24 protein-coding genes are annotated in these 22685 nt (G+C 64.7%); 9 read left to right on the top strand and 15 right to left on the bottom strand.

Going from position 1 to position 22685, the window contains the following annotated elements:
- Positions 1-152: 152 nt before the first annotated feature.
- The 4 genes from ACXAED_RS10225 to ACXAED_RS10240 all read left to right on the top strand — a co-directional run bounded on the left by ACXAED_RS10225 (position 153) and on the right by ACXAED_RS10240 (position 4634).
- Positions 153-1169 carry an amino acid ABC transporter substrate-binding protein gene (locus tag ACXAED_RS10225; protein ID WP_475049341.1) on the top strand — a complete coding sequence of 339 codons (1017 nt, stop codon included), beginning with the start codon at positions 153-155 and terminating at the stop codon, positions 1167-1169.
- A gap of 126 nt (positions 1170-1295) precedes the next feature.
- Positions 1296-2528 carry an amino acid ABC transporter permease gene (locus ACXAED_RS10230; protein ID WP_475049344.1) on the top strand — a complete coding sequence of 411 codons (1233 nt, stop codon included), beginning with the start codon at positions 1296-1298 and terminating at the stop codon, positions 2526-2528.
- A 3-nt stretch (positions 2529-2531) separates the two neighbouring features.
- A complete protein-coding gene (locus ACXAED_RS10235; protein ID WP_475049346.1) occupies positions 2532-3830 on the top strand; it encodes an amino acid ABC transporter permease in 1299 nt (432 codons plus the stop codon).
- 12 nt (positions 3831-3842) lie between these two features.
- Positions 3843-4634, top strand: a complete 792-nt coding sequence (locus ACXAED_RS10240) for an amino acid ABC transporter ATP-binding protein (protein WP_475049347.1) — start codon at positions 3843-3845, stop codon at positions 4632-4634.
- 88 nt (positions 4635-4722) lie between these two features.
- On the opposite strand, the gene ACXAED_RS10245 is transcribed toward ACXAED_RS10240, so the two are convergent.
- The 5 genes from ACXAED_RS10245 to argB form a co-directional block, all read right to left on the bottom strand.
- Positions 4723-5175, bottom strand: coding sequence for a DUF411 domain-containing protein (locus ACXAED_RS10245; RefSeq protein ID WP_475049350.1), 453 nt, complete (start codon positions 5173-5175; stop codon positions 4723-4725).
- Positions 5176-5283: 108 nt separating this feature from the next.
- Entirely contained in the window at positions 5284-5781 is a 498-nt protein-coding gene (locus ACXAED_RS10250; protein ID WP_475049351.1) for a SixA phosphatase family protein, read from the bottom strand.
- A complete protein-coding gene (locus ACXAED_RS10255) occupies positions 5778-6479 on the bottom strand; it encodes a ferredoxin (protein WP_475049353.1) in 702 nt (233 codons plus the stop codon). Before ACXAED_RS10255 ends, ACXAED_RS10250 begins: the two co-directional genes overlap by 4 nt.
- A gap of 107 nt (positions 6480-6586) precedes the next feature.
- Positions 6587-7381, bottom strand: a complete 795-nt coding sequence (locus ACXAED_RS10260) for a sterol desaturase family protein (protein WP_475053084.1) — start codon at positions 7379-7381, stop codon at positions 6587-6589.
- Between the two features lie 157 nt (positions 7382-7538).
- Complete coding sequence (gene argB / locus ACXAED_RS10265) at positions 7539-8399, bottom strand: acetylglutamate kinase (protein WP_475049355.1); 861 nt, start codon at positions 8397-8399, stop codon at positions 7539-7541.
- 134 nt (positions 8400-8533) lie between these two features.
- Between argB and ACXAED_RS10270 the strand changes: the two genes are divergently transcribed.
- A complete protein-coding gene (locus ACXAED_RS10270) occupies positions 8534-9262 on the top strand; it encodes an SDR family NAD(P)-dependent oxidoreductase (RefSeq protein WP_027235503.1) in 729 nt (242 codons plus the stop codon).
- 196 nt (positions 9263-9458) lie between these two features.
- Here the strand turns inward: ACXAED_RS10270 and ACXAED_RS10275 are convergent, their stop codons facing one another.
- From ACXAED_RS10275 to ttcA, 7 genes are all read right to left on the bottom strand, one after another.
- Positions 9459-10856, bottom strand: a complete 1398-nt coding sequence (locus tag ACXAED_RS10275; protein WP_475049358.1) for a PepSY-associated TM helix domain-containing protein — start codon at positions 10854-10856, stop codon at positions 9459-9461.
- A gap of 71 nt (positions 10857-10927) precedes the next feature.
- Positions 10928-11293 (bottom strand): DUF2946 family protein, encoded by a 366-nt coding sequence (locus ACXAED_RS10280; RefSeq protein WP_475049360.1) that lies wholly within the window; start codon positions 11291-11293, stop codon positions 10928-10930.
- Positions 11294-11298: 5 nt separating this feature from the next.
- Complete coding sequence (gene yihA, locus ACXAED_RS10285) at positions 11299-11946, bottom strand: ribosome biogenesis GTP-binding protein YihA/YsxC (RefSeq protein ID WP_039151083.1); 648 nt, start codon at positions 11944-11946, stop codon at positions 11299-11301.
- Positions 11946-12698: an MOSC domain-containing protein gene (locus tag ACXAED_RS10290; RefSeq protein ID WP_475049364.1), complete on the bottom strand. Its 753-nt coding sequence runs from the start codon at positions 12696-12698 to the stop codon at positions 11946-11948. Before ACXAED_RS10290 ends, yihA begins: the two co-directional genes overlap by 1 nt.
- Positions 12695-14500, bottom strand: a complete 1806-nt coding sequence (yidC, locus tag ACXAED_RS10295) for a membrane protein insertase YidC (protein ID WP_475049366.1) — start codon at positions 14498-14500, stop codon at positions 12695-12697. Before yidC ends, ACXAED_RS10290 begins: the two co-directional genes overlap by 4 nt.
- Positions 14501-14634: 134 nt before the next feature.
- Complete coding sequence (locus ACXAED_RS10300; protein ID WP_475049368.1) at positions 14635-16179, bottom strand: putative bifunctional diguanylate cyclase/phosphodiesterase; 1545 nt, start codon at positions 16177-16179, stop codon at positions 14635-14637.
- A 66-nt stretch (positions 16180-16245) separates the two neighbouring features.
- The gene (gene ttcA / locus ACXAED_RS10305; protein ID WP_475049369.1) at positions 16246-17133 is read right to left on the bottom strand and encodes a tRNA 2-thiocytidine(32) synthetase TtcA; all 888 of its coding nucleotides are present in this window, start codon (positions 17131-17133) and stop codon (positions 16246-16248) included.
- 120 nt (positions 17134-17253) lie between these two features.
- On the opposite strand from ttcA, the gene ACXAED_RS10310 reads away from it, so the two are divergent.
- Entirely contained in the window at positions 17254-17790 is a 537-nt protein-coding gene (locus ACXAED_RS10310; RefSeq protein ID WP_475049372.1) for a hypothetical protein, read from the top strand.
- 2 nt (positions 17791-17792) lie between these two features.
- On the opposite strand, the gene yidD is transcribed toward ACXAED_RS10310, so the two are convergent.
- The 3 genes from yidD to rpmH all read right to left on the bottom strand — a co-directional run bounded on the left by yidD (position 17793) and on the right by rpmH (position 18760).
- A complete protein-coding gene (gene yidD, locus ACXAED_RS10315) occupies positions 17793-18023 on the bottom strand; it encodes a membrane protein insertion efficiency factor YidD (RefSeq protein WP_475049373.1) in 231 nt (76 codons plus the stop codon).
- Between the two features lie 153 nt (positions 18024-18176).
- Positions 18177-18602 carry a ribonuclease P protein component gene (gene rnpA / locus ACXAED_RS10320; protein ID WP_475049374.1) on the bottom strand — a complete coding sequence of 142 codons (426 nt, stop codon included), beginning with the start codon at positions 18600-18602 and terminating at the stop codon, positions 18177-18179.
- 23 nt (positions 18603-18625) lie between these two features.
- Positions 18626-18760, bottom strand: a complete 135-nt coding sequence (rpmH, locus tag ACXAED_RS10325) for a 50S ribosomal protein L34 (protein ID WP_008554144.1) — start codon at positions 18758-18760, stop codon at positions 18626-18628.
- 323 nt (positions 18761-19083) lie between these two features.
- On the opposite strand from rpmH, the gene ACXAED_RS10330 reads away from it, so the two are divergent.
- From ACXAED_RS10330 to ACXAED_RS10340, 3 genes are read left to right on the top strand one after another with little or no spacing between them, the layout of a single operon-like run.
- Positions 19084-19857: a TVP38/TMEM64 family protein gene (locus tag ACXAED_RS10330; protein WP_475049375.1), complete on the top strand. Its 774-nt coding sequence runs from the start codon at positions 19084-19086 to the stop codon at positions 19855-19857.
- 2 nt (positions 19858-19859) lie between these two features.
- Entirely contained in the window at positions 19860-21278 is a 1419-nt protein-coding gene (locus ACXAED_RS10335; RefSeq protein ID WP_475049377.1) for a dihydrolipoyl dehydrogenase family protein, read from the top strand.
- Between the two features lie 15 nt (positions 21279-21293).
- Positions 21294-22679, top strand: a complete 1386-nt coding sequence (locus tag ACXAED_RS10340; protein ID WP_475049379.1) for a sensor histidine kinase — start codon at positions 21294-21296, stop codon at positions 22677-22679.
- The last annotated feature ends 6 nt before the right edge of the window (positions 22680-22685 follow it).

The raw sequence follows: 22685 nt of genomic DNA on the forward strand, positions 1-22685 counted from the left end.
GAAATTCCTGATCCCGCACTTGACGTTTGTTGATGAATGCGCCCACACTTGGGCGCGAAAAAGGGGTAAACCCTTCTTCGGTCTCATTTCCGGCGGGGGATCGCCGGGTAATAAGAACCGCCGTACAGGCGGACTATCAGGAAGAGGTAAAAATGAAAAAAACCGTATTTTTGGGCGCTCTGACCGTTGCTGGTCTGGCGGCTGGCGCAGCTGCTGCCGGCACGCTGGATGACGTGAAGGCCCGCGGCAAGCTGAACTGCGGCGTCACCACCGGCCTGGTCGGATTTGCGGCCCCGAATGCGAATGGCGAATGGGAAGGTTTTGACGTTGCCGTCTGCCGTGCTGTGGCTGCAGCCGTGCTGGGCGACTCGACCGCTGTTGAATTCGTGCCGACCACCGGCAAGACCCGCTTCACCGCGCTGGCCTCCGGCGAGATCGACATGCTGGCACGCAACACCACCTGGACCTTCTCGCGCGACGTCGACCTGAAGTTCGAATTCGTGGGCGTGAACTACTACGACGGCCAGGGCTTCATGGTCCCGAAAGATCTGGGCGTGTCCTCGGCCAAGGAACTGGACGGCGCCACCGTCTGCATCCAGACCGGCACCACCACCGAGCTGAACCTGGCGGACTTCTTCCGCTCCAACAACATCTCGTATGAGCCGGTTCCGATCGAGACCAACGCCGAAGCGCAGCAGCAGTACCTGGCGGGCGCCTGTGACGTCTACACCACCGACGCGTCGGGCCTGGCCGCAACCCGCGCCACCTTCGACGATCCGTCGGGCCACGTGATCCTGCCGGAAATCATCTCCAAGGAGCCGCTGGGCCCGCTGGTCCGCCATGGCGACCACGAGTGGGGCGACGTTGTCCGCTGGACCCTGATGTCGCTGATCGCAGCTGAAGAGCTGGGCATCACCTCGGCCAACATCAGCGAAATGGCAGCCGGCACCGACAACCCGGAAATCAACCGCCTGCTGGGCAGCGAAGGCACCCTGGGCGAGATGCTGGGCCTGGATGCCACCTGGGCGCAAAAAGCCGTCGCAGCCAACGGCAACTACGGTGAAATCTTTGCCAAGACCATCGGCGAAGACACTCCGGTCGGCCTGGCCCGCGGCCTGAACGCACAGTGGACCGAAGGCGGCCTGCTGTACGCTCCGCCGTTCCGCTAAACATACCACCGGGAGGGGCGCAGGAATTTCCTGCGCCCTTTTCCTATCTGAAAAAAGCTCCGGTCCACTGCGGAGCGGCGATAAACGCCGCCAGGACAAAAAACCGGAGCCAGGGGATCACAATACATGTCAACGCTTACTGACCCGCCGAACGAAGGTTTTCGGCTGTCTATGCTCATTAACGATACGCGCTACCGGTCACTGACCTTCCAGGTGATTGCGGCGATCGTTCTGGCCCTGTGTATCTGGTATCTGGGCAACAACCTGATCCAGAACCTGCGGGCTGCCGGGCTCAATATTTCCTACACCTTCCTTGGCGACTCGGCCGGATACGACATCAACCAGACCCTGGTTGAATACGACAGCCAGTCCAGCCACGCGCGCGCCGCGCTGGTCGGGTTGCTGAACACGCTGCTCGTCGCCTTCCTGGCCTGTATCACTGCAACCGTCTTCGGGGTGATCGCAGGGGTTCTGAGGCTCTCCAACAACTGGCTCGTCTCCAAGCTGATGGCGGTCTACGTGGAGATTTTCCGGAATATCCCGGTGCTGATCTGGATCATCATCATCTTCACCATCATGACGGCAGTGCTGCCGGGGCCGCGGGCTTTCCGGGGCGACGACCCGGCCGCAAGCATGCTGTTCGATGCGTTCGCCTTCACCAACCGCGGGATCTACACGCCGCTGCCCTGGTTCCAGAACGGGATCTTTGCCAGCACCGCGATGAACTGGCTGCTGATCCTGGCCGGTTTTGGCCTGTCCTGGGTGGTGGCGCATCAGATCAACGTCCGGGCCAACCACAAGCAGGAAGCCACCGGTGTCCGCCCCAAGACCCTGCTGCCGATCCTCGCAGCCTGGCTGGTGCCGTTCCTGGCGCTGACACTGATCATGGGGCTGACCTGGGAATACCCTGAGCTGAAGGGCTTCAACTTCAGCGGCGGCATCAAGATTGGCGGCCCGCTGATCGCGCTGTGGTTCGCGCTGTCGATCTACACCGGCGCCTTCATCGCGGAAAACGTCCGCGCGGGCATCCAGGCGGTGTCCAAGGGCCAGACCGAGGCCGCGGCCGCGCTGGGCCTGCGCCCGCGCCGGGTGATGAACCTGGTGGTTCTGCCGCAGGCGCTGCGGGTCATCATCCCGCCGCTGATCTCGCAGTTCCTCAACATCACCAAGAACTCCTCGCTCGCCATCGCCGTGGGCTATGCGGATATCACCGCGACCCTTGGCGGGATCACCCTGAACCAGACCGGCCGCGCCATTGAGTGCGTGCTGCTCCTGATGCTGTTCTACCTGACGGCTTCGCTGGTGATCTCGATGGTGATGAACGTCTACAACGCATCTGTGAAGCTGAAGGAGCGCTGAGACATGAGCGATACACACGCACAAACCGTCGCCTTTGTCCGCGAAACCCAGATCCCGCCGGCCCCGCCGCCGGCGTCGGAAACCGGCGTGGTGAAATGGCTGCGCGAGAACCTGTTCTCCAATGCTGCGAACTCCGCGCTTACCATCGTGGCGCTGGCAGTGATCTACATGGTGCTGCAAAACACCCTGCCGTGGATTCTGAACGGGGTTTGGACCACAAACTCGCTGGCCGAATGCCGTGAAGTTCTGCAAGGCAAGGCCGGGGCCTGTTTTTCGGTGCTGACCGAGCGCTGGAACCAGCTGCTGTACGGCTTCAAGTATCCCACTGACGCATATTGGCGTCCCAACCTCGCCCTGGTTCTGCTGCTGGTCGCGGCGGCGCCGGTGCTGTTTTTCGACCTGCCGCGCAAACTGCTGATCTTTACCGCTGTCTACCCGTTCCTGGCATTCTGGCTGATCTGGGGCGGCACGCTGATGGTGCCGGTGGTGGCGCTGCTGGGCTTTGCCGCGGCCGCGGCCGTGTTCCAGAAGTTCGGCAAGAGCAGCTTTGCAATCGGTTTCTTCGGGGCCATCGCAGCGGCGTTTGCGGTCTGGATCATCGGCGGAATGCTGATCCCGGAAGGCGCCTCGGAGAACGCCTGGCTGTCGCCGGTGCCCTCGCGCGATCTGGGCGGCTTCATGCTGAACCTGATGCTGGGCGTGACCTGTGTGTCGCTGTCGCTGCCGCTGGGCATCGCGCTGGCGCTGGGCCGCCAGTCGGACATGCCGCTGATCAAGTGGATGTGCGTCATCTTCATCGAGTTCGTGCGCGGTGTGCCGCTGATCACCCTGCTGTTCGTGGCATCGGTGATGCTGGCCTACTTCTTCCCGCCGGAAAGCACGGTCGACCTGTTCCTGCGCGTGGTGATCATGATCACCATGTTCTCCGCGGCCTATATCGCCGAGGTGATCCGCGGCGGTCTCGCTGCGCTTCCCAAGGGGCAGTATGAGGCGGCTGACAGCCTTGGCCTGGATTACCCCCAGGCGATGCGGCTGATCATCCTGCCGCAGGCGCTGAAGATCTCCATCCCGGGCATCGTGAACGTGGCCGTGGGCCTGTTCAAGGACACCACCCTGGTCTCGGTCATCTCGATGTTCGACCTGGTCGGCATGATCCGCGGCCCGATCCTCGCCTCCACCGAGTGGAACGGGGTGTACTGGGAGCTTCTGGGCTTTGCCGCGCTTCTCTTCTTTGTCGTCTGCTACGGCATCTCTCAATATTCACAGTGGCTCGAGCGCCGTCTCGCCACCGATCACCGTTAAGGAGTTCAACACATGTCTGAACTTATGTCCGACCGCGCAATCGACCGCTCCAAAATGCAGGTGAGCGACGAGGTCGCCATCGAAATCTCCGGCATGAACAAGTGGTACGGTTCGTTCCACGTGCTGCGCGACATCAATCTGACCGTCAACCAGGGCGAGAGGATCGTCATCGCGGGCCCGTCGGGCTCCGGCAAGTCCACCCTGATCCGTTGCCTGAACGCGCTGGAAGAGCACCAGCAGGGCAAGATCGTGGTGGATGGCACCGAGCTGTCCAATGACCTCAAGAACATCGACAAGATCCGTTCCGAGGTCGGCATGGTGTTCCAGCACTTCAACCTGTTCCCGCATCTGACGATCCTGGAGAACTGCACCCTGGCGCCGATCTGGGTCCGCAAGACCCCCAAGAAAGAGGCAATCGACCGGGCGATGCATTTCCTGGAGAAGGTCAAGATCCCGGATCAGGCCCACAAGTATCCCGGCCAGCTGTCGGGCGGCCAGCAGCAGCGTGTGGCCATCGCGCGCTCGCTTTGCATGATGCCGCGCATCATGCTGTTCGATGAACCGACATCGGCGCTCGACCCGGAGATGATCAAGGAGGTCCTGGACACCATGATCGAGCTCGCGGAAGAAGGCATGACCATGCTCTGCGTGACCCACGAGATGGGCTTTGCCCGTCAGGTGGCGAACCGGGTGATCTTCATGGATGCGGGCCAGATCGTCGAACAGAACGAGCCGGAGGAGTTCTTCAACAACCCGAAGAGCGACCGCACCAAGCTGTTCCTCAGCCAGATCCTGGGTCACTGACAGCCGTACCCGCGGTGGGCGGAATTGCCCGCCCTGCGGGGCTTGGGAAGACAAAAAAGGCCGGGCGCAATGCCCGGCCTTTTTTTGTTCAGGAATGGCTTGCGAAGACTTCGGTGGTGCCGTCCGCCAGGATCAGCAGGGTATCGAACGCCTCGCGCTCATCCCCCATCTCCATCCCGGGCGAGCCGATCGGCATCCCCGGAACGGTCAGCCCGATGGCGGCGGGCTGCTCTGCCAGCAGACGCTTGATATCCCCGGCCGGAACATGGCCCTCAATCACGTAGCCGCCGGCCATGGCGGTGTGGCAGGAGGACAAGTCGCTGGTGATCCCCAGCCGTTCCTTTATGGCCCACAGCTCCTCATCTGCCACATTGCGCACCTCAGTCTGAAAACCGGCGGCGGCCAGGCGGTCGGCCCAAGCAGTGCAGCAGCCGCAGGTTGGCGACTTCATGATGCGGACGGTCTCCGCCGGCGCGGCAAAGCCGGGAAGGGCGGCGAAGGGCAGGGCGGCTGCGGCCAGCAGCAGGGTACGGCGGTGCATGGGTCTTCTCCAGTCCTCGCAAGGCGTGTCTCCGGCCGAAAATATAGGCCTGCCTGCGCAGCTGTGCCAGGGGACTCCCGCGCGGGATGCGCCAGCGTGCCGCAGCCGCTAGTCGCCCAGAAGCTCCCGCGGGACGGCGAAATCTATCGGTTTGCCGGTGCTCCAGCTCAGGTCCTTCCAGCTGCCGATATCGAACTCCGCCACCAGCGTCGCGCCGGTCGGGTAATCGTCAAAGCGGGCATGGTCCGGCGGGGTGGCCACGATGGAATGGGCAAAGGCGGCAATGCCGGGGTTATGGCCGATCAGCATCACGCGGGGATGCTCGGCCTGACTGAGCACCTTGAACAGGATCTCCGAATTGGCGTGGTACAGGCGCTCGGTAAAGGCCGCGGGCACCCCCAGCTCCATCAGCTCATACGTCTCGCGGTTGCGCTGCGCAGAGGAAGCGATCACCTGATCCGGGACGTAGCCGTTGCCGCGCAGCCAGTCGGCAATGGCCGGGGCCGAGCGGCGGCCCCGCTTGTTCAGCGGGCGGGCATGGTCGCTGGGCACATTGGTGTCCCAGGCGGATTTGGCGTGGCGGGTCAGGATCAAAGTGCAGGTCATTGCGGATGAAAATGCCTCATGTGATGTGCGGTTTGGGCGGGATCCCGGCCGGCGGTGCGGCTCAGCGGGCAGGCCCGGCGGGCAAGGCAGCCGCCGGTCATGCAGCCGGCGCCTGCGCTGGTATCGAGATAGTCATGGCAGGCCGCCAGATCGTAGGGTCCCCCGTCCGCCAGTGCGGCGGCCGGGCATGCGGCCAGGCAGGGACGGGAGCGGCAGCTGTGGCAGGGTGACTTTGCCAAAGGCGGAGGGGGGATGTCAAATTCCTGTTCAAAGTGAAGGGCCCCCCGCAAGGAGATCAGCATGCCAGCCTGATCATGCACCATCATCTGTGACGGCGATGTGAAAAACCGCCCCGAAGCCAGCGCCCAGTTGATGAAAGGCGTGTAGGGCGGCCCGCCAAAAGGGTAATACGCGCAGCCGCCCAGGGCGTCTGCCAAGGCGCCGATCACCCGCTGCGACCAGCGGTCCACCGGGTCCGGGGCGCCGTCTCTGTACTCCTGGCTGGCAGTGAAGCGGGGCCAGAACGCCGGGGCCGTGCCGAGCAGCACCAGGGTGCCGCCCTCCAGCGCTTTGACGGGCCGGCGCCGCGGATGCAGCGCGCCCTGAACCATGAGGCCGGAGTGCGCGGCTGCCGCGTCTATCTGCGCGTAATCAGGCCCGCCCCGGGCGGGAGCATCTGGCAAGTCGGTCAGGGTCATCTGCGGCATCCGGTCCGGTGGCATGAGGCGAGCCTAGCAGCGTGCAGCGCCCTTCCAGAGTGCAAAATCGTCCCGTAACCGCCTGCCGGCGTCTTCCTGCCTGTGTTTCAGCGGCGGCGGAACGGCAGCAAGAGGCTCCAGCCCAGCCGCGCGGGCCGCCCGTCCTGCCATTGCAGCCCTATGGTCATGCCATCATGCCCCTGGCCGGGCTGCGCCGTATAGGTGCCAAAGATCCGGTCCCAGACCGACAGGGCAAAGCCGTAGTTGCTGTCATGCTCGTGGCGATGGATCGAGTGATGCACCCGGTGCATGTCCGGCGTCACCAGCAGCAGCCGCAGCAGCCGGTCTGCCCTGGGGGGCAGCCGCAGGTTGGCATGATTGAACAGCGCGGTGCCGTTCAGCAGGATTTCAAACAGCACCACCGCCAGGGCCGAGGGCCCCAACAGATAGACCAGCCCAATCTTCAGCAGCATCGACAGGGCAATCTCTACCGGGTGAAACCGCACTGCGGTGGTCACATCCATGTCGCGGTCGGCGTGATGCACCCGGTGCAGCCGCCACAGCAGCGGCACCTTGTGGGTGATCAGATGCTGCAGCCAGATCGCAAAATCCAGCACCAGCACCGCCAGCAGCACTTCCAGCCAGCCGGGCCAGCGGACCGCATTCAGCAGCCCCCAGCCGTGCTCTGCCGCATCCAGCGCTGCCCCGGCCGCCAGCAGCGGCATCCCGAGCGCCAGCGCCCGCAGCGTCAGGACGTTCAGAACGGATATGGTCAGGTTGGCGGGCCAGCGCCGCTGCCGCGGCAGGCACCGGGCGCGCCGCGGCGCCCAGGCCTCTGCCGCTGCAAACAGCGCAAACAGCCCCAGGAAGGCCGCAAGGCGGATCAGGACTTCATGCTCCATGCCTTCAGCGATGCGCATGCAGCCGCAAAAAGCAACTCCGAACACCGCAGCCCACCGCCTGAACCAGGGATCCCCTGTTCATCTGGCCGAAAATATCCCGGGGGAGCCGCCGCAGGCGGCGGGGGCAGCGCCCCTCAGCCCCCTTGCGGCAGCCGCGTCAGGCGCGGATCATCGAGCCCGCGCCGTGGTCGGTATAAAGCTCCAGCAGCACCGCGTTCTGCACCCGCCCGTCGACGATGGTGCAGGCGCGCACGCCGTTGCGCACCGCATCCAGCGCGGTTTCTGTCTTGGGGATCATTCCGCCCGCGATCACGCCGCTGGCGGTCATGTCTTCGACATCCGCCGCCTTCAGCTCAGTCACCACGTCGCCCTCGGCGTTCTTGACGCCCGCCACATCGGTCAGCAGCAGCAGCCGGTCGGCGGTCAGCGCCTTGGCGATGGCGCCGGCGGCGGTGTCGCCGTTGATGTTGAAGGTCTCGCCATTGCGGCCGCCGCCGATCGGGGCGATCACCGGGATCATGTTCTTCTCAAACAGGCCATAGAGCACCTTGGGGTCCATCTCGGCCGGCGCGCCGACAAAGCCCAGGTCCGGGTCGGCCTGATCACAGGTGATCAGGTTCGCATCCTTGCCCGACAGCCCCACCGCGCGGCCGCCCTGGCGGTTGATCGCCTGCACGATGCGCTTGTTGACGACACCGGACAGCACCATCTCCACCACTTCCATGGTGGCGGCATCGGTGACCCGCTTGCCGTTCACGAAATCGGACTTGATCTGCAGCTTTTCCAGCATCGCGTTGATCATCGGCCCGCCGCCATGCACGATCACCGGGTTCACACCCACCTGCCGCATCAGCACGATGTCGCGGGCGAAGGTGTCCATCGCCTCGTCGCTGCCCATGGCGTGGCCGCCCAGCTTGATGACGACAATCGCCCCGGCAAAGCGCTGGAAATACGGCAGCGCGCTGGAGAGGGTTTCGGCGGTGGCAATCCAATCGCGGTTCATATCTTGTTTCTTCATTGCTGCATCATCCCTTGGCAGAGATGTGTTAAGGGGTTCCGCCGCCGCTGCCAAGGGTTGCGTTTGGCGCACCCCGTTGCGGATGGCTGTGCGGGTGCTAGGCTCAGGCCAGATTCTCACACAAGGAGTGCGCCATGCGCCAGAAGACTTTGCTGCTGACCGGCGCCAGCCGCGGCATCGGCCACGCCACCGTGCGCCGCTTCAATGCCGAGGGCTGGCGGGTGATCACCTGCTCGCGCCAGCCATTCCCGCAGGAATGCCCCTGGGGCGGCGGCCAGGAAAACCATGTGCAGCTGGACCTGTCGGACCCGTCGGACACGATCAACGCGGTGGGGCAGATCCAGGAGCTGCTGGACGGCCGGCTGGACGCCTTGGTCAACAATGCGGGGATTTCGCCCAAGGGCCCGGACGGGGAGCGGCTCAATACCCTGAACACCGACCTGATGGACTGGGGCAAGGTGTTCCACGTGAACTTCTTTGCCTCGGTGGTGCTGGCCCGGGGCCTCAAGGAGGAACTGGCGGCGGCGCAGGGCTCCGTGGTCAATGTGACCTCGATCGCGGGCAGCCGGGTACATCCCTTTGCAGGTGCTGCCTATGCCACCTCCAAGGCGGCGCTGGCGGCGCTGACGCGGGAGATGGCGCATGACTTCGGGCCGATGGGGGTGCGCGTGAACGCGATTGCGCCGGGGGAGGTGGAAACCTCGATCCTGTCGCCCGGCACTGAAAAGATCGTCGCCAAGCTGCCGATGCAGCGGCTCGGCCAGCCCGAGGAAGTGGCGGCGGCGATCTATTTCCTGTGTTCGGAGGGCAGCTCCTACATCTCCGGCGCGGAGATCGAGGTGAACGGCGCACAGCACGTTTAAGAAAGTGATCCCAGCCCGGAATCAAGCGCGTAGCGCGCCGGGCAACGCCCGTCCGCCCCCTCGGGCGGGCGTTTTGGGACGGTTCGGGCTTACGCTGCCGAGGATGTGGTTTGAGGAATAAACTGCCACACGAAAGTTTGGGACGCCCACCCGGCGGACGGGCGTTACCCTTCTCAGAGGTTGCGCCTCAGCACGGTCAAGAGACCGCCCGTTTTAGCACCGGCAGGTTGCCCAGCAGCAGCACGTCGAAAGCCAGCACCGCCAGCAGTGCGAGGCCGGTGAGCGGGAAGGCCAGCGACACCAGCACGGCAATCAGCGCAGCACCCTTCCAAAACGGCATCTCTGCCGGTTCCGGCGGGGCGGCCAGGCGGGCGGCGCCTGCGGGGCGGCGCATGACCCACATCACCAGGCCGGAGACGCAGACAAAGATCACCGCCAGGCAGAACACCACGTTCAGGACAAAGCTCCAGGTACCCATCAGGCCCATGTGGAACGGCACGCTGACCGCCATCGCCTTGCCCGCCCAGGAGTAGTCCTCGTATTTCACATCCGCCAGGATCTTGCCGCTGTACTGGTCCACATGCACCGTGCGGTCGATGAAGGGGCTGTCGCCGTCGCCGCTCATGCTGTCGCGGTTGATGGTCCAAACACCCGTCTCTCCGCCGGGGTAGGCGAGGCGGAAGCGGCCCTCCATCCCCAGGCTCCGGCCCAAAGCGATCAGGCTGGCGGCATCCAAGGGCGCACCTTCGGCCACACCGGTGATCCCTGCGTCAGAGCCGGAGGCGGGCATCGGGGTCTGCTCCAGCGCCCAGGGCACGTCGTTGGTGGACCCGTGGTTCATGCTGGCGTGAATGTCGTCCGACAGGGGCACGTTGTCCCATTTCGCTGCCGGGAAGGTGCTCCAGGCCTGCACCAGCCGGCCGCCCCAGATGCCGGTCCACGACAGGCCGGAGATCAGGAAGATGACCAAGAGCGCCGACATCCAGAAGCCAGTGACCGCGTGCAGGCTCTTCCACAGGGCGCGGCCCTTGGCGCGGAAATTCGGGACAAAGGCGCTGGCGGCATTGCCGCGCGGCCACCACAGGTAGAGACCGGTCAGCACCAGAACGAGGCCCAGGCCCGCGGCGATCTCGATCAGCCGGTCGCCGGTGTCGCCGATCAGCAGGGTGGAGTGGATGTTGTCGGCCAGATCGTACCAGCCCGCGCGGCGGTCCCAGACCTCGATCACCTCGCCGCTGTACTGGTCCAGCGCTACCAAGCGCTGGCCCTCATCGGTTTTCACGCGGAACACGGCGGCCAGATCGGGGGCCTTGGGGCCGATCCATTCGGCGATGGTGCCGGGCTGGGCGGCCAGAACGGCGGCCTCCTGCGCAGGGATGCTCAGCTCGGCAGCGCCTTGGGTGACGGTGACCTTCTCGCCGTCGCGGCCGTCCACCTGGGTGATGAACATCATCATCAGCCCGGTCACTGCAAGCATGATCAGAAAGGGGATCACAAACAGGCCGGCATAGAAGTGCCAGCGCCAGACGGCGAAGTAGAATTTCTCAGAAAGCGGGCGCGATTGGCCCGCGAAATGCGGTTGGCTGGTCGCCATTGGGTCTCTCCATATCGGAACAGGGCCGGGCGCGCGGGGCGCCGGCGTAAATGTCAGGTGTGTTCAGAAAATCAGGAGAGTGCGGGCGGGCCGCGGGCGTCATAACGCCAGTGGAAGCCGGCGGTATGGTGGGTGAAGGCCTCGCGCGACCAGCGGTCACTGAGAGGCGTGTCCAGGTTCAGGTCGATCAGAGTGCCGGGGAGCAGTGCAACCGCGCCAAGACCGGCAAAGGGGCAGCTGCGGTCCTCCATCTGCTCAGCGGGCGCATGGGGTTCGCCGTCATCCAGGTCGACCCAGGTTTCCACCGGGCCATGGCCGGTACAGATCACCAGCAGCACCTTGCCGTCCTGCGCCGTGCCCGGCATCCAGCCGGTCGGAATCAGCCCGGCCACGGCCAGGGCAATCACAACCAGCAGGGAGGGCAGGCGGCTGAGCACGTCGGTTACAGCCCGGCGATGATGGAGCGCAGAGTGGCGATGCCATCGCCCTTCTCGGACGAGGTCAGCACGATCTCGGGGTAGGCGGCGGGGTGTTTGGCCAGCGCGCCCTTGACCTGCTCCAGCACTTTGGCGCGGTCCTTCTCCTTTACCTTGTCGGCCTTGGTCATCACGCATTGGAAGGTGACGGCAGAGCTGTCCAGGAGCTTCATGATCTCGTCATCCACCGCCTTCACGCCGTGGCGGCTGTCGATCAGCACAAAGGCGCGGCGCAGGTTCTGGCGGCCTGACAGATAGCGTTTCAGCAGCTTCTGCCATTGCTCCACCACCTTCAGCGGCGCGTTGGCATAGCCGTAGCCGGGCAGGTCGACCAGATAGAGGTCGGGGCCTTGGGTGAAGAAGTTGATCTCCTGCGTGCGGCCGGGCGTGTTGGAGGCGCGCGCGATGCCTTTGGTGCCCGTGAGCGCGTTAATCAGGCTCGACTTGCCGACGTTGGACCGGCCGGCAAAGCAGACCTCTACCCGGTCGGCATCCGGCAGGCCGTTCATCGCCACCACGCCCTTGAGGAACTCGGTCTCGCCCGCAAACAGCTTGCGGCCCTTCTCGGCGGAAATGTCGTCCGGCGCTTCGGCCAGGGAAAATTGCATTTGCATCACAGCACCTTTACCGCGTCGCCCAGGCGGATTTCTCCGCCGCGCACCACCTCGGCGTAGACTGAGAAATCCTGGTGGCCCCAATTGTCCTTGAGGGTCTTGAGCGTATCGGCGTCGCGTTCGCCGGTTTCGGGATTGGCAGTGGTCGCCAGGCAGCGCACCACGCGCTCGCGCACCGCAAAGACCGCCGCGCCGATCTGTACCTCGCGGCCCAGCCAGTCGTTTTCGGCCCAGGCCTCTCCCAGGTCGAACCAGATGTTGCCGCGCCAGCGCAGCGGCGACAGTTCGTGGCCGATGGCCTGCTCCACCGCGTGGTGGGAGGCCCGGTTGCACAGGGTGATCGACGGGAAATCGCTGTCGGTCAGGCCGCGGCCCGGCACCCGGACGATATGGGAGAAGCAGGCCCGGTTCGCGGGCAGCAGCGGCTTTTCCCAGTCCAGGAAACACGGCAGGTCCTCAGGGTCCTCCGGGTCAAAGGTCAGATCGGGGCGGTCCGGGTGGCTCAGCGTCAGTTGTCCGTTGGCATCGTCCAGCTTTGCGTTGATGGCCATCAGCTGCGGCGCCTTGGAGCCGCGGGTAAAGTTCTGGCACGGCACCCATTCGGAGCCATCTGCCTTGGATGCCTCATGCGCGACCGCCCAAACGCGGTCGCCGGGCATGGTCTGCCCGGCGCTCACGGTTACTGCCTCTAGTGCCTCCCGCCCGTGGGATTTGAGCGGGTGGCGCCAGATTTCTGTGACCTCAAAGGTCATTCCTTCTCAGCCTTCGGCTTCTTCTTGAAGCTCGACTTGATGTTGCCGAACACATCCGGCGAATAGCCGTGGCTGCGCATGATCAGATACTGCTGGGTGAAGGTGATCGTGTTGTTGGCAATCCAGTAGACCACCAGGCCGGAGGCAAAGCCGCCGAGCATGAACATGAACACCCAGGGCATCCAGGCAAAGATCATCTGCTGGGTCGGGTCGGTGGGCGCCGGGTTCAGCTTTTGCTGCAGCCACATCGATACACCCAGCAGGATCGGCAGGATGCCGATGAAGATCAGCGCCAGGATGCTTTCCGGGGCCGGTGCCGCAAACGGCAGCAGGCCGAACAGGTTCATGATCGAGGTCGGATCCGGCGCGCTGAGGTCCTGGAACGGGCCGAAGAACGGTGCGTGGCGCAGTTCCAGGGTGACGAAAATCACCTTGTAGAGCGAGAAGAAGATCGGGATCTGGATCAGGATCGGCAGGCAGCCCGCGGCGGGGTTCACCTTCTCCCGCTTGTAGAGCTCCATCATCTCCTTTTGCATCTTCTGGCGGTCGTCGCCAGCGCGCTCTTTGAGCTTCTCCATCTCCGGCTGAAGCTCTTTCATCTTCGCCATAGAGGCATAGGACTTATAGGCCAGCGGGAATACCAGGACCTTGATCACCACGGTCAGGCCGATGATCGCCCAGCCCATGTTGCCGATCAGGACGTTCAGATTGTGCAGCAGCCAGAACATCGGCTTGGTCAGGAAGAAGAACCAGCCCCAGTCGATCACGTCCAGGAAGCCTTCGATGCCTTCCGACTGGTAGCCGCGGATGGCGTCCCATTCCTTGGCGCCGGCGAACAGCTGGGTGGTCACTTCGGACGACTGGCCGTCGGCGACGGTCACGGTCGGCAGCACGATGTCGGTCTGGTAGATCTCGCGGCGCTCGTCGAATTTGGCGATCGAGCGGAAGGCCTGGCCCGGCTCGGGGATCAGGGTCGACATCCAGTAGTGGTCGGTGAAGCCGATCCATCCGTTCTCCGCGACCTGGCGGACTTCAGCCTTGGAGCCGTCGCGCGGATCGGCCTCGAAATCGGCCATGTCGTCATAGTCGATCTCGGCCAGCTCGCCGTCGGACATGCCGACCAGGCCCTCGTGCAGGATGAAGAAGTTCTTCAGATCCGCAGGCTGGCCGTGACGGGCCAGGGTGCCGTAGGGCGCCAGCGAGACGGTGCCGCCGGAGGCGTTGGCAACCGACTGGGTGACCGAGAACATGTAATCCTCGTCGACCGAGATGGTGCGGCTGAAGGTCAGGCCCTTGCCGTTGTCCCAGGTCAGGGTGACGGGGCTGTCCGGGGTCAGGGTGGCATCTGCCTCGGCGCTCCAGATGGTGTTCGCGCCCGGCACCTCATCCAGCGACAGGCCAGCGCCCGGGGCCCAGCCATAGAGCGCATAATAGGCCTGCTGTTCGCCGACGGGCTTCAGCAGTTTGACGATCGGGGAATTCTCGTCCAGCGTCTCGCGGTAGTCCTTCAGCGACAGATCGTCGATCCGGCCGCCCTGCAGCGAGATGCTGCCGGTCACCCGCGGCGTGTCGATGGCCAGGCGCGCGGCCTGGGGGGCTTCGGCCTGTTCCGGGGCGCTGCCGTCCACGGCTTCAGCCGCGGCGCTGGGCGCCAGTGCGGTATCGCCTGCGGGGGCGGTTTCGCTGATCGCGGTTTCCGGCGCCTGCTCCGGCTCCGGGGGCGGGAAGAACGTGTACCACCCGAGGATCACCAGAAAGCTGAGTACGGTTGCGAGAATTAGATTTTTGTTCTGATCGTCCATTGGGGACTGCCACCTCGAATTGGGAAGGACAGGAGGGGTTCAACAGAGGTGGACCCCAAAGGTCAAGCAGAATCAGGCCGCGCCGGGGCGGCAGAGCGTCCCGGCGCGGCATAAACTGCGAGGAATGCAGCGGGTCAGGGGGTCTGACGGCCGATCACGGGGGTATCCTGCAATTTGGCCTCGTGGGCGGTGATCCAGTCCAGGGTCTGGTCGAACGGCATCGGGCGGCCGATACCAAAGCCCTGCACATGGCCGCAGCCCAGCTGCGCCAGCAGCGCGTGCTCGCCCGCGGTTTCCACCCCCTCCGCCAGGGTTTCCAGATCCAGCCGTTCTGCCATCGTGAGGATGGCCGAGATCAGTTTCTGCTGTTCCGGGTCCTGATCCGCCTTCATCACAAAGGACCGGTCGATCTTGATGCGGGAGATGTTGAACCGGCGCACCGCGGCAATGGAGGCATGGCCGGTGCCGAAGTCATCGAGGTCGATGTGGCAGCCCAGTGCGCTGAGGGCGAGGATGTTGCGGGTGACCACGTCATCGGGCTGATCGGTCATCACGGTTTCCAGGATCTCGACGCACAGGCGGTCGGCGGGCAGTTCAAACCGCTCCAGCTCCCATTTGATGCGGCCGGCTAGCCCGGGGTTGCGCAGCTCCTGGGTGGCGAAGTTGACGCCGACGCAGGGCACATCCACACCGGCCGCGTCCCAGGCCTTGACCGCCACCAGAGCGTTATAGAGCATAACCTGGCTGAGCCGGTCCATCAGCCCGGCCTCCTCCAGCGCAGGCAGGAAGGTGGACGGCGGGATCAGCCCCTGTACCGGGTGCGACCAGCGCGCCAGCGCCTCAAACCCCGAAACCCGGCCGGTGTCGGTGCAGATCTGCGGCTGGAACCATGCCTGGATCTGGCCGGATTCCAGCGCCGCCGCGGCTTCGTCGCGCAGGCTGGTGCGGGACTTGCCGCGGCCCGACATATCCGCCGAAAACGCGCGGACGCCGCCGGGGCCGTTGCTTTGCGCCTCCGCCAGGGCGGCGATGGCGGCACCGGTCCATTCGGTGCTGGTCGTGCCGGGGGCACGGTTGCGCTGGCAGAAGCCGATGGACGAGGTCATGTAGACCGTGGTGCCGTCCAGCGGCACCGGCTCTTCCGTGGCGGATTGCATCCGGCCCGCCAGCTGTATGCACAGTTCCAGGTCCAGCTGCAGGGTCGGCGCCAGGCAGACGGCAAACCGGCTGTCGCCGATCCGGGCGACGGTGTCGTTCTGGCGCAGGGCCGAGGCGATCTGCGCGCCGCAGTGCTGCATGATCCGGTCGCCGGCTTCCTGGCCGTGCCGGTCGGCAAGTTCTTTATAGTCGTCCAGTTCCACGATGAAGACGGCTGAGCGCAAATCGGATTCGGCGCATTCGCCGTAAACCCGGTCAGTCTCGGCTTCGAACCCATCGCGCAGCAGCATGCCGGTGATGCTGTCGCGGGGGAGGCCGCGGCCGCCCAGCTTGCTGAAGCCGCCGGTTGCTGCGATCAGCACCGGCAGGCCAAGCGCCACAGACAGCAGCGCCGCCTCGCCGCCGAGCCAGTAGGTGGCCAGCGTCAGCGCGGGCAGGAAAGCGAGCACGGGCGGCCCGAAAAGTGCGGGGGCAAGGGTTTGCCGGAGCCGTGCCAGGAGACCTGAACCCGTATTTGTCATTCTCAGACCCTTCGTCTGCAGCCAGTCGTTCCGGCCTGAGACTAAGGTGCTGTTCTAACCCGGGAGTTAACGCAGCTTGGGAATTCCAGGTTTTTCCTCGTCAGCACCGGAATTCTTCAGCTCCAGACCGGCGAAATCGAACAGTTTCGGGTCCAGAAGGTGCGACGGGCGCGCATTCATCAGCGCCCGGAACATCACCTGGCGCCGTCCTGGCGAGTTTGATTCCCATTGATCGAGAATCTGTTTCACCTGCTGGCGCTGCAGCCCGTCTTGGCTGCCGCAGAGATCGCAGGGGATGATCGGGTAGTTCATGGACCGGGCGAATTTCTCGCAATCAGCCTCTGCCACATGGGCCAGCGGGCGGAACACGAACAGGTCGCCCTCCTCGTTCACCAGCTTGGGCGGCATTGTCGCAAGGCGGCCGCCGTGGAACAGGTTCATGAAGAAGGTTTCCAGGATGTCGTCGCGGTGGTGGCCCAGCACCACTGCTGAGCAGCCTTCCTCGCGCGCGATGCGGTAGAGGTTGCCGCGGCGCAGGCGCGAACACAGCGCACAATATGTGCGCCCCTGCGGCACCTTGTCGACCACGATGCTGTAGGTGTCCTGATATTCGATCCGGTGCGGCACGCCCATCTTTTCCAGGAATTCCGGCAGCACCGTGGCCGGGAAGCCGGGCTGGCCCTGGTCCAGGTTGCAGGCCAAGAGATCCACCGGCAAGAGGCCGCGCCATTTCAGCTCATACAGAACCGCCAGCAGGGTATAGCTGTCCTTGCCGCCCGACAGGCAGACCAGCCATTTCGGCGTGCTGCCGTCTTCGCGGCGCTCCACCATGCCGTATTGGTCGATGGCTTCACGCGCATAGCGCACGATGCGCTTCCTGAGCTTCTTGAACTCAGTGGTCGCAGGCGCGCCGGCAAACAGCGGATGGATTTCGTCCAGATCATCATCAAGCATGCGCGCGCCCTAGCCGAGGCGGGCGCTTTTGCCAAGGAAAAAAGCTGTGCAGCGCTAGGGGCCGGCGGCAAGGCGCGCTAAGCTGGAGCGGTAAAGCGATTTGATCAGTGAGGGCATTTGATGAGCGAAGACAGCAAGGAGGCACGGATTGTCCGCAAGGCCGTGGGCGAGGCGGAGACCGGCCTGAAAGGGCTGGAGAAAGAGCTGCGCGGTGTGGTCAAGCAGTTCGAGAAGGGGGCAATGACGCCCGCCAAGGGCAAGGCTGCGGCGCAGAAGGTCACTGCCTTCATGAAGAAACAGTCGCAGGTCACCAAGCTTCAGAACGCGCCGTTCTTTGGCGATTTGCCTTTGGACGTGCAGGACGGCGTGACCTGGCTCGACAGCGTGGTGAATGAGCTGAACAACGTGCTGGGGCGGCTCGCCGGTGCGCTGAAGCTGATGCAGAAGAAGCCGGACAAGGATTACGGCATTCTGGTCAAGGCTTCACGCGAGCTGGAGAGCTATATCAGCCAGCCGCCCAAGGGTGTCGGCACCCTGCTGAAGGCGGCCAAGGCCGGGAAGGCGGCGGGCGATCCGATGATGGCCTTCCTGCCGTTCATCATCCTGATGTGGATGATCATCGACACCATCGCGCGCGGGCTGAACCGGAAGAAGTGAGCCTAGTCTTTCCTGTCCGGCACCGGGTCATAGCCGTCGCCGCCAAAGGGGTGGCAGCGGCCGATGCGGCGGATGGTGAGCCAGGCGCCCCTGATGGCGCCGTGTTTTTCCAGCGATTCCAGTGCGTAGGCGGAACAGGTGGGCTGGTAGCGGCAGTTGAAGCCGACCCAGGGGCTGAACAGCAGCCGGTAGGCACGCACGGGCAGGGCGAAGAGATGGGCCAGCGGGGTCATTGCGGATAGATAGGGGTAGTCAGGCAGTAAGGCAATGATGACAGCGCCCGAGCCTGGGAGGGGGCGGAAGCGCCCTCCCGTGGGGAGGGCCGGGCGCTGTCCGGCCTGGCGGCCGGACAAGAATGGCTCAGCAAGGCGAGGGGCCTGCGTGCGTTACTGGCCGTGGATCTTCTTCAGTGCGTAGATCAGATCCTGCTTCAGCTCCTCGAACGGGCGCTGGGCGGTCTCATTCGCGCGGCCGATCAGCACGTAATCCCAGCCGGGGCGGCCGTACGCGGGCAGAATCATCCGCGCGGCCTCGCGCAGGCGGCGCTTGGCGCGGTTGCGGGCGACTGCGTTGCCGACTTTCTTGGAGCAGGTGAAGCCCATGCGGATGCCGCCGTCATCCTGGCGGTTGCGGCCCTGCACCATCATGCCCTTGGTGCCCTGCTTGCGGGCAGGGGGGCGGGCGCAGGCGAGGAAATCACGGCGCTTGGCCATGACCTCAAGCTTGGGCGCATCCGATGCGCAAACGGACACCGCCGGAGGCGAGTCCCCGCGGGCAGCGTTGCCGTCCTTGGGGGCCTCCGGCGGTGTCATGTCCGTCAGAACGTGAACTGAGCTTATGCGCTCAGTTCTTTGCGGCCGCGGGCGCGGCGTGCGTTCAGGATCTTGCGGCCTGCTTTGGTGGCCATGCGCGCACGGAAGCCGTGGCGGCGTTTGCGAACCAGGTTCGAAGGCTGATAGGTGCGTTTCATCGCTCCGGTCTCCACATTATGTCTACGGGTACGGCGCGGAATTGCCCGCCCGGGGTCTATCTCGAAGCCCGGTCTTTAGGAGGGAATGACGGCCAAGTCAAACCCCGCAGGCCGCCTTTTCCGGGCAATATGCAACATTTCTGCCAAAAACTGCCCCGGAACGGCCGGTCCGGACAGGGCGGCTGTAACATGGGGCCGGTGATTCTGCCACAAAGCTCACGGAATCGGGGGGGCGTGTTCAAGCACCTGTGAAGCGGGGCTGCTTACCCTCGCACCGGGGCCATTTAACACGTAGCAACAAACCCTGCAGCAAACACGGACCGATGAGCGATATGACCGAGACCCCGAATACCGAGCCGCAAGCTGGTTCCAAGCCCGGCCTGGCCCGCCATCTGCCGCTGATCGCGGTGGTGGCTGTGGCCCTGATCGGGGCGGTGACGCTGAGGGATTACCTGACGTTCGACACGCTGCGCGACAACCGCGAGGCGCTGATGGCGTTCCGGGATCAGAATTACCTGGGGCTCGCCGCACTGTTCATTGGCATCTACATTCTGATGGTGGTGTTTTCGCTGCCCGGTGCGGCGGTGGCCTCGGTCACCGGCGGGTTCCTGTTCGGGCTGGCCACCGGGACCGCGTTCAACGTGATCGCGGCGACCATCGGCGCGGCGGGCATCTTTCTGGCGGCGCGCTGGGGGCTGGGGACCTGGCTGACCGCCAAGATGGAAGCGGCTGAGGGCCGGGTGCAGATGCTGAAACAGGCCCTGCGGGAGAACGAGATCGAGGTTTTGCTGCTGTTGCGGCTGGTGCCGGCGGTGCCGTTTTTTGTCGCCAACCTGCTGCCCGCGCTGGTGGGTGTGAAGTTTGGCAACTTCCTGTGGACCACCGCGGTGGGCATCATCCCCGGCGCCATCGTCTTTACCTGGATCGGGGTCGGGGTCGGTTCCGTCTTTGACCGCGGCGAGGACCCGGACTTGAGCCTGCTGTGGGAGCCGCATGTGATCGGGCCGATCCTGGGGCTGTGTGTGCTGGCGGCGATGCCGATCCTGGTCAAAGCCGTCCGCGGCAATATCCGCGGCCGCAGAAACAAGGATAGCTGAACATGACCCGTATCGAATGCGACCTGCTGGTGATCGGCGCTGGCTCGGGGGGCTTGTCGGTGGCGGCAGGCGCCAGCCAGATGGGCGCCGATGTGGTGCTGCTGGAAGGCCACAAGATGGGTGGCGACTGCCTGAACTATGGCTGTGTGCCCTCCAAGGCGCTGCTGGCCAGTGCCAAGGCCGCCTATGGCCAGGCGCATACCGCGGATTTCGGCGTGGCGGATCAGCGCCCGCAGCCGGACTATGCCGCTGCCAAGGATCATGTGCATCAGGTCATCGGAACCATCGCGCCGGTGGACAGCCAGGAGCGGTTCGAGGGTCTGGGCGTGCGGGTGATCCGCGAATTCGGCCATTTCGTCTCCCCCTCGGAGGTGGTGGCCGGGCCGTATCGCATCACGGCGCGGCGGATCGTGATCGCCACCGGGTCCTCGCCTCTGGTGCCGCCCATTCCCGGGCTGGACAAGGTGCCTTATGAGACCAATGAGACGCTGTTCGATCTGCGCGAAAAACCGGAGCATCTGCTGATCATCGGCGGCGGGCCGATCGGCATGGAAATGGCGCAGGCGCATGTGCGGCTGGGCTGCAAGGTCACGGTGATTGAAGGGTTCAAGGCGCTGGGCAAGGATGACCCGGAAGCTGCCGCGCTGGTGCTGGACAGCTTGCGCGCCGAGGGGGTGGAGATTGCCGAAGGCGCCATGGTCTCCCGCATCGGCGGCCAGGCGGGTGCGATCGAGGTCGAGACCAGGGACGGCAGCCGCTTCAAGGGCACACATCTGCTGATGGCGGTGGGGCGCAAGGCCAACACCGAGCGGCTGAACCTGGAGGCCGCCGGGATCGAGACCCGGGGCAACGGCATCAAGGTGGACGAGAGCCTGCTGACCACCAACAAGAAGGTTTATGCCATTGGTGACGTGGCCGGAGGGATGCAGTTCACCCATGTGGCGGGCTACCACGCCAGCGTCATCATCCGCTCGGCGCTGTTCGGGCTGCCGTCGAAAGTGAAGACCGGCCATATCCCGTGGGCGACCTATACTGACCCGGAACTGGCACAGGTCGGGCTGACCGAAACCCAGGCGCGCGAGCGCTATGGTGTGAAGCTGGAGGTGGTGCGTTTCGACTATGAGCACAACGACCGCGCCATCGCCGAACGCAAGACCAAGGGCTTTATCAAGGTGATGGTCTTCGGCGGGCGCCCGGTTGGTGCCACCATCGCCGGTCATCAGGCCGGGGAGCTGATCAGCCTGTGGTCCCTGGCACTGGCCAACCGCCTGAAAATGAGCCAAATTGCAGCAATGGTCGCGCCTTATCCCTCCTTTGGCGAGATCAATAAACGGGCGGCGGGTGCGTATTTTTCACCGCGGCTTTTTGAAAGCAATTTGGTGAAACGCGCGGTGCGCCTGGTTCAGCGCTGGATTCCATGAGGTAAGGGCGGCGGGATGCTCAACACGCTTTCGGGCAGATTTCTGGTCCTGACCACGGTCTTCGTGATGCTGGCCGAGGTGCTGATCTTTGTCCCGTCGATCGCCCGGTTCCGCCTGGATTACCTGTCGGACCGGCTGGAGCGGGCGCAGATCGCCTCGCTTGCGCTACTGGCGGATGACATGCTGGAGACCGAGCTGGAAGCGGAACTCTTGGAGAACGCGGGCGTCTACAACGTGGTGCTGCGCCGCGATGAGATCCGCCAGCTGATGCTGGCTTCGCCGATCCCGCAGCAGATCACCGGCACTTATGACCTGCGCATGGCGGGCGCGCTGACGCTGATCAAGGACGCGGTGCTGCGGCTGGCCCGGCCGGAGAATGAGATTATCCGGGTGATCGGCGCGCCGGTGCGCGACGCGGGCCTGCTGATCGAGGTCACCATGGAAACCGCGCCCTTGCGCCAGGCGATGCTGGATTACGGGGTGCGGATCCTGATTCTGTCGGCGGTGATCTCCATTTTCACCGCGCTGCTGCTGTTTGTTGCGGTGCGGATCGTGCTGGTGAAGCCGATCAAGAGCGTGGTGGGCTATATGCAGCGCTATGCGGCAGCGCCTGAAGATGTGCGCGGCATCATCCATCCCAGCTCCGGCGTGGTGGAGCTGCGCGAGGCGGAGGAGGCGCTGATGCAGCTGCAGACCGAGCTGACCCACGCGCTGAAGCAGCGGGAGCGGCTGGCGCAGCTGGGCGGCGCGGTGGCCAAGGTGAGCCATGATCTGCGCAATATCCTGACCTCCGCGCAGCTGTTCACCGACCGGATCGAGCGCAGCGAGGACCCGCTGGTGCGCCGCCTGGCGCCGAAGCTGGTGAATTCGATCACCCGCGCAGTGTCGCTGTGCGAGGGCACACTGGCCTTTGGCCGGGCAGAAGAGCCGTCGCCCACCTTTGCGGTCGTTTGCCTGCATGAAATCGTGGGGGACATCGCCGAAAGCGAGCTGTTGGCGGCCGACAGCGCCAAGGTCGAGATCATCAACACCGTGCCCGCCCCGATGATGCTGCGCGCGGATCCGGAGCAGCTGTTCCGCATTATCATGAACCTGGTGCGCAACGCCCGGCAGGCGATCGCCGCAACCGGGCAGGCGGGCACGATATCGGTGGCCGCCCGCGAGACCGAAGGTGCCTGGTACATCACGGTCGCGGATACCGGCCCCGGCCTGCCGAAGAAGGCGCAGGACAACCTGTTCACCCCGTTCCAGGGCGGCACCCGCAAGGGCGGCACCGGGCTGGGGCTGGCCATCGCCGGCGAGCTGACCCGCGGCCACGGCGGCACTGTGGTGCTCAAGGAAACCGGCCCCGATGGCACAGTCTTTGAGATCTGCCTGCCCAAGGGCGACGGCACGATCTGACGTGCT

This window comes from Leisingera sp. ABM4_103 (assembly GCF_056158685.1).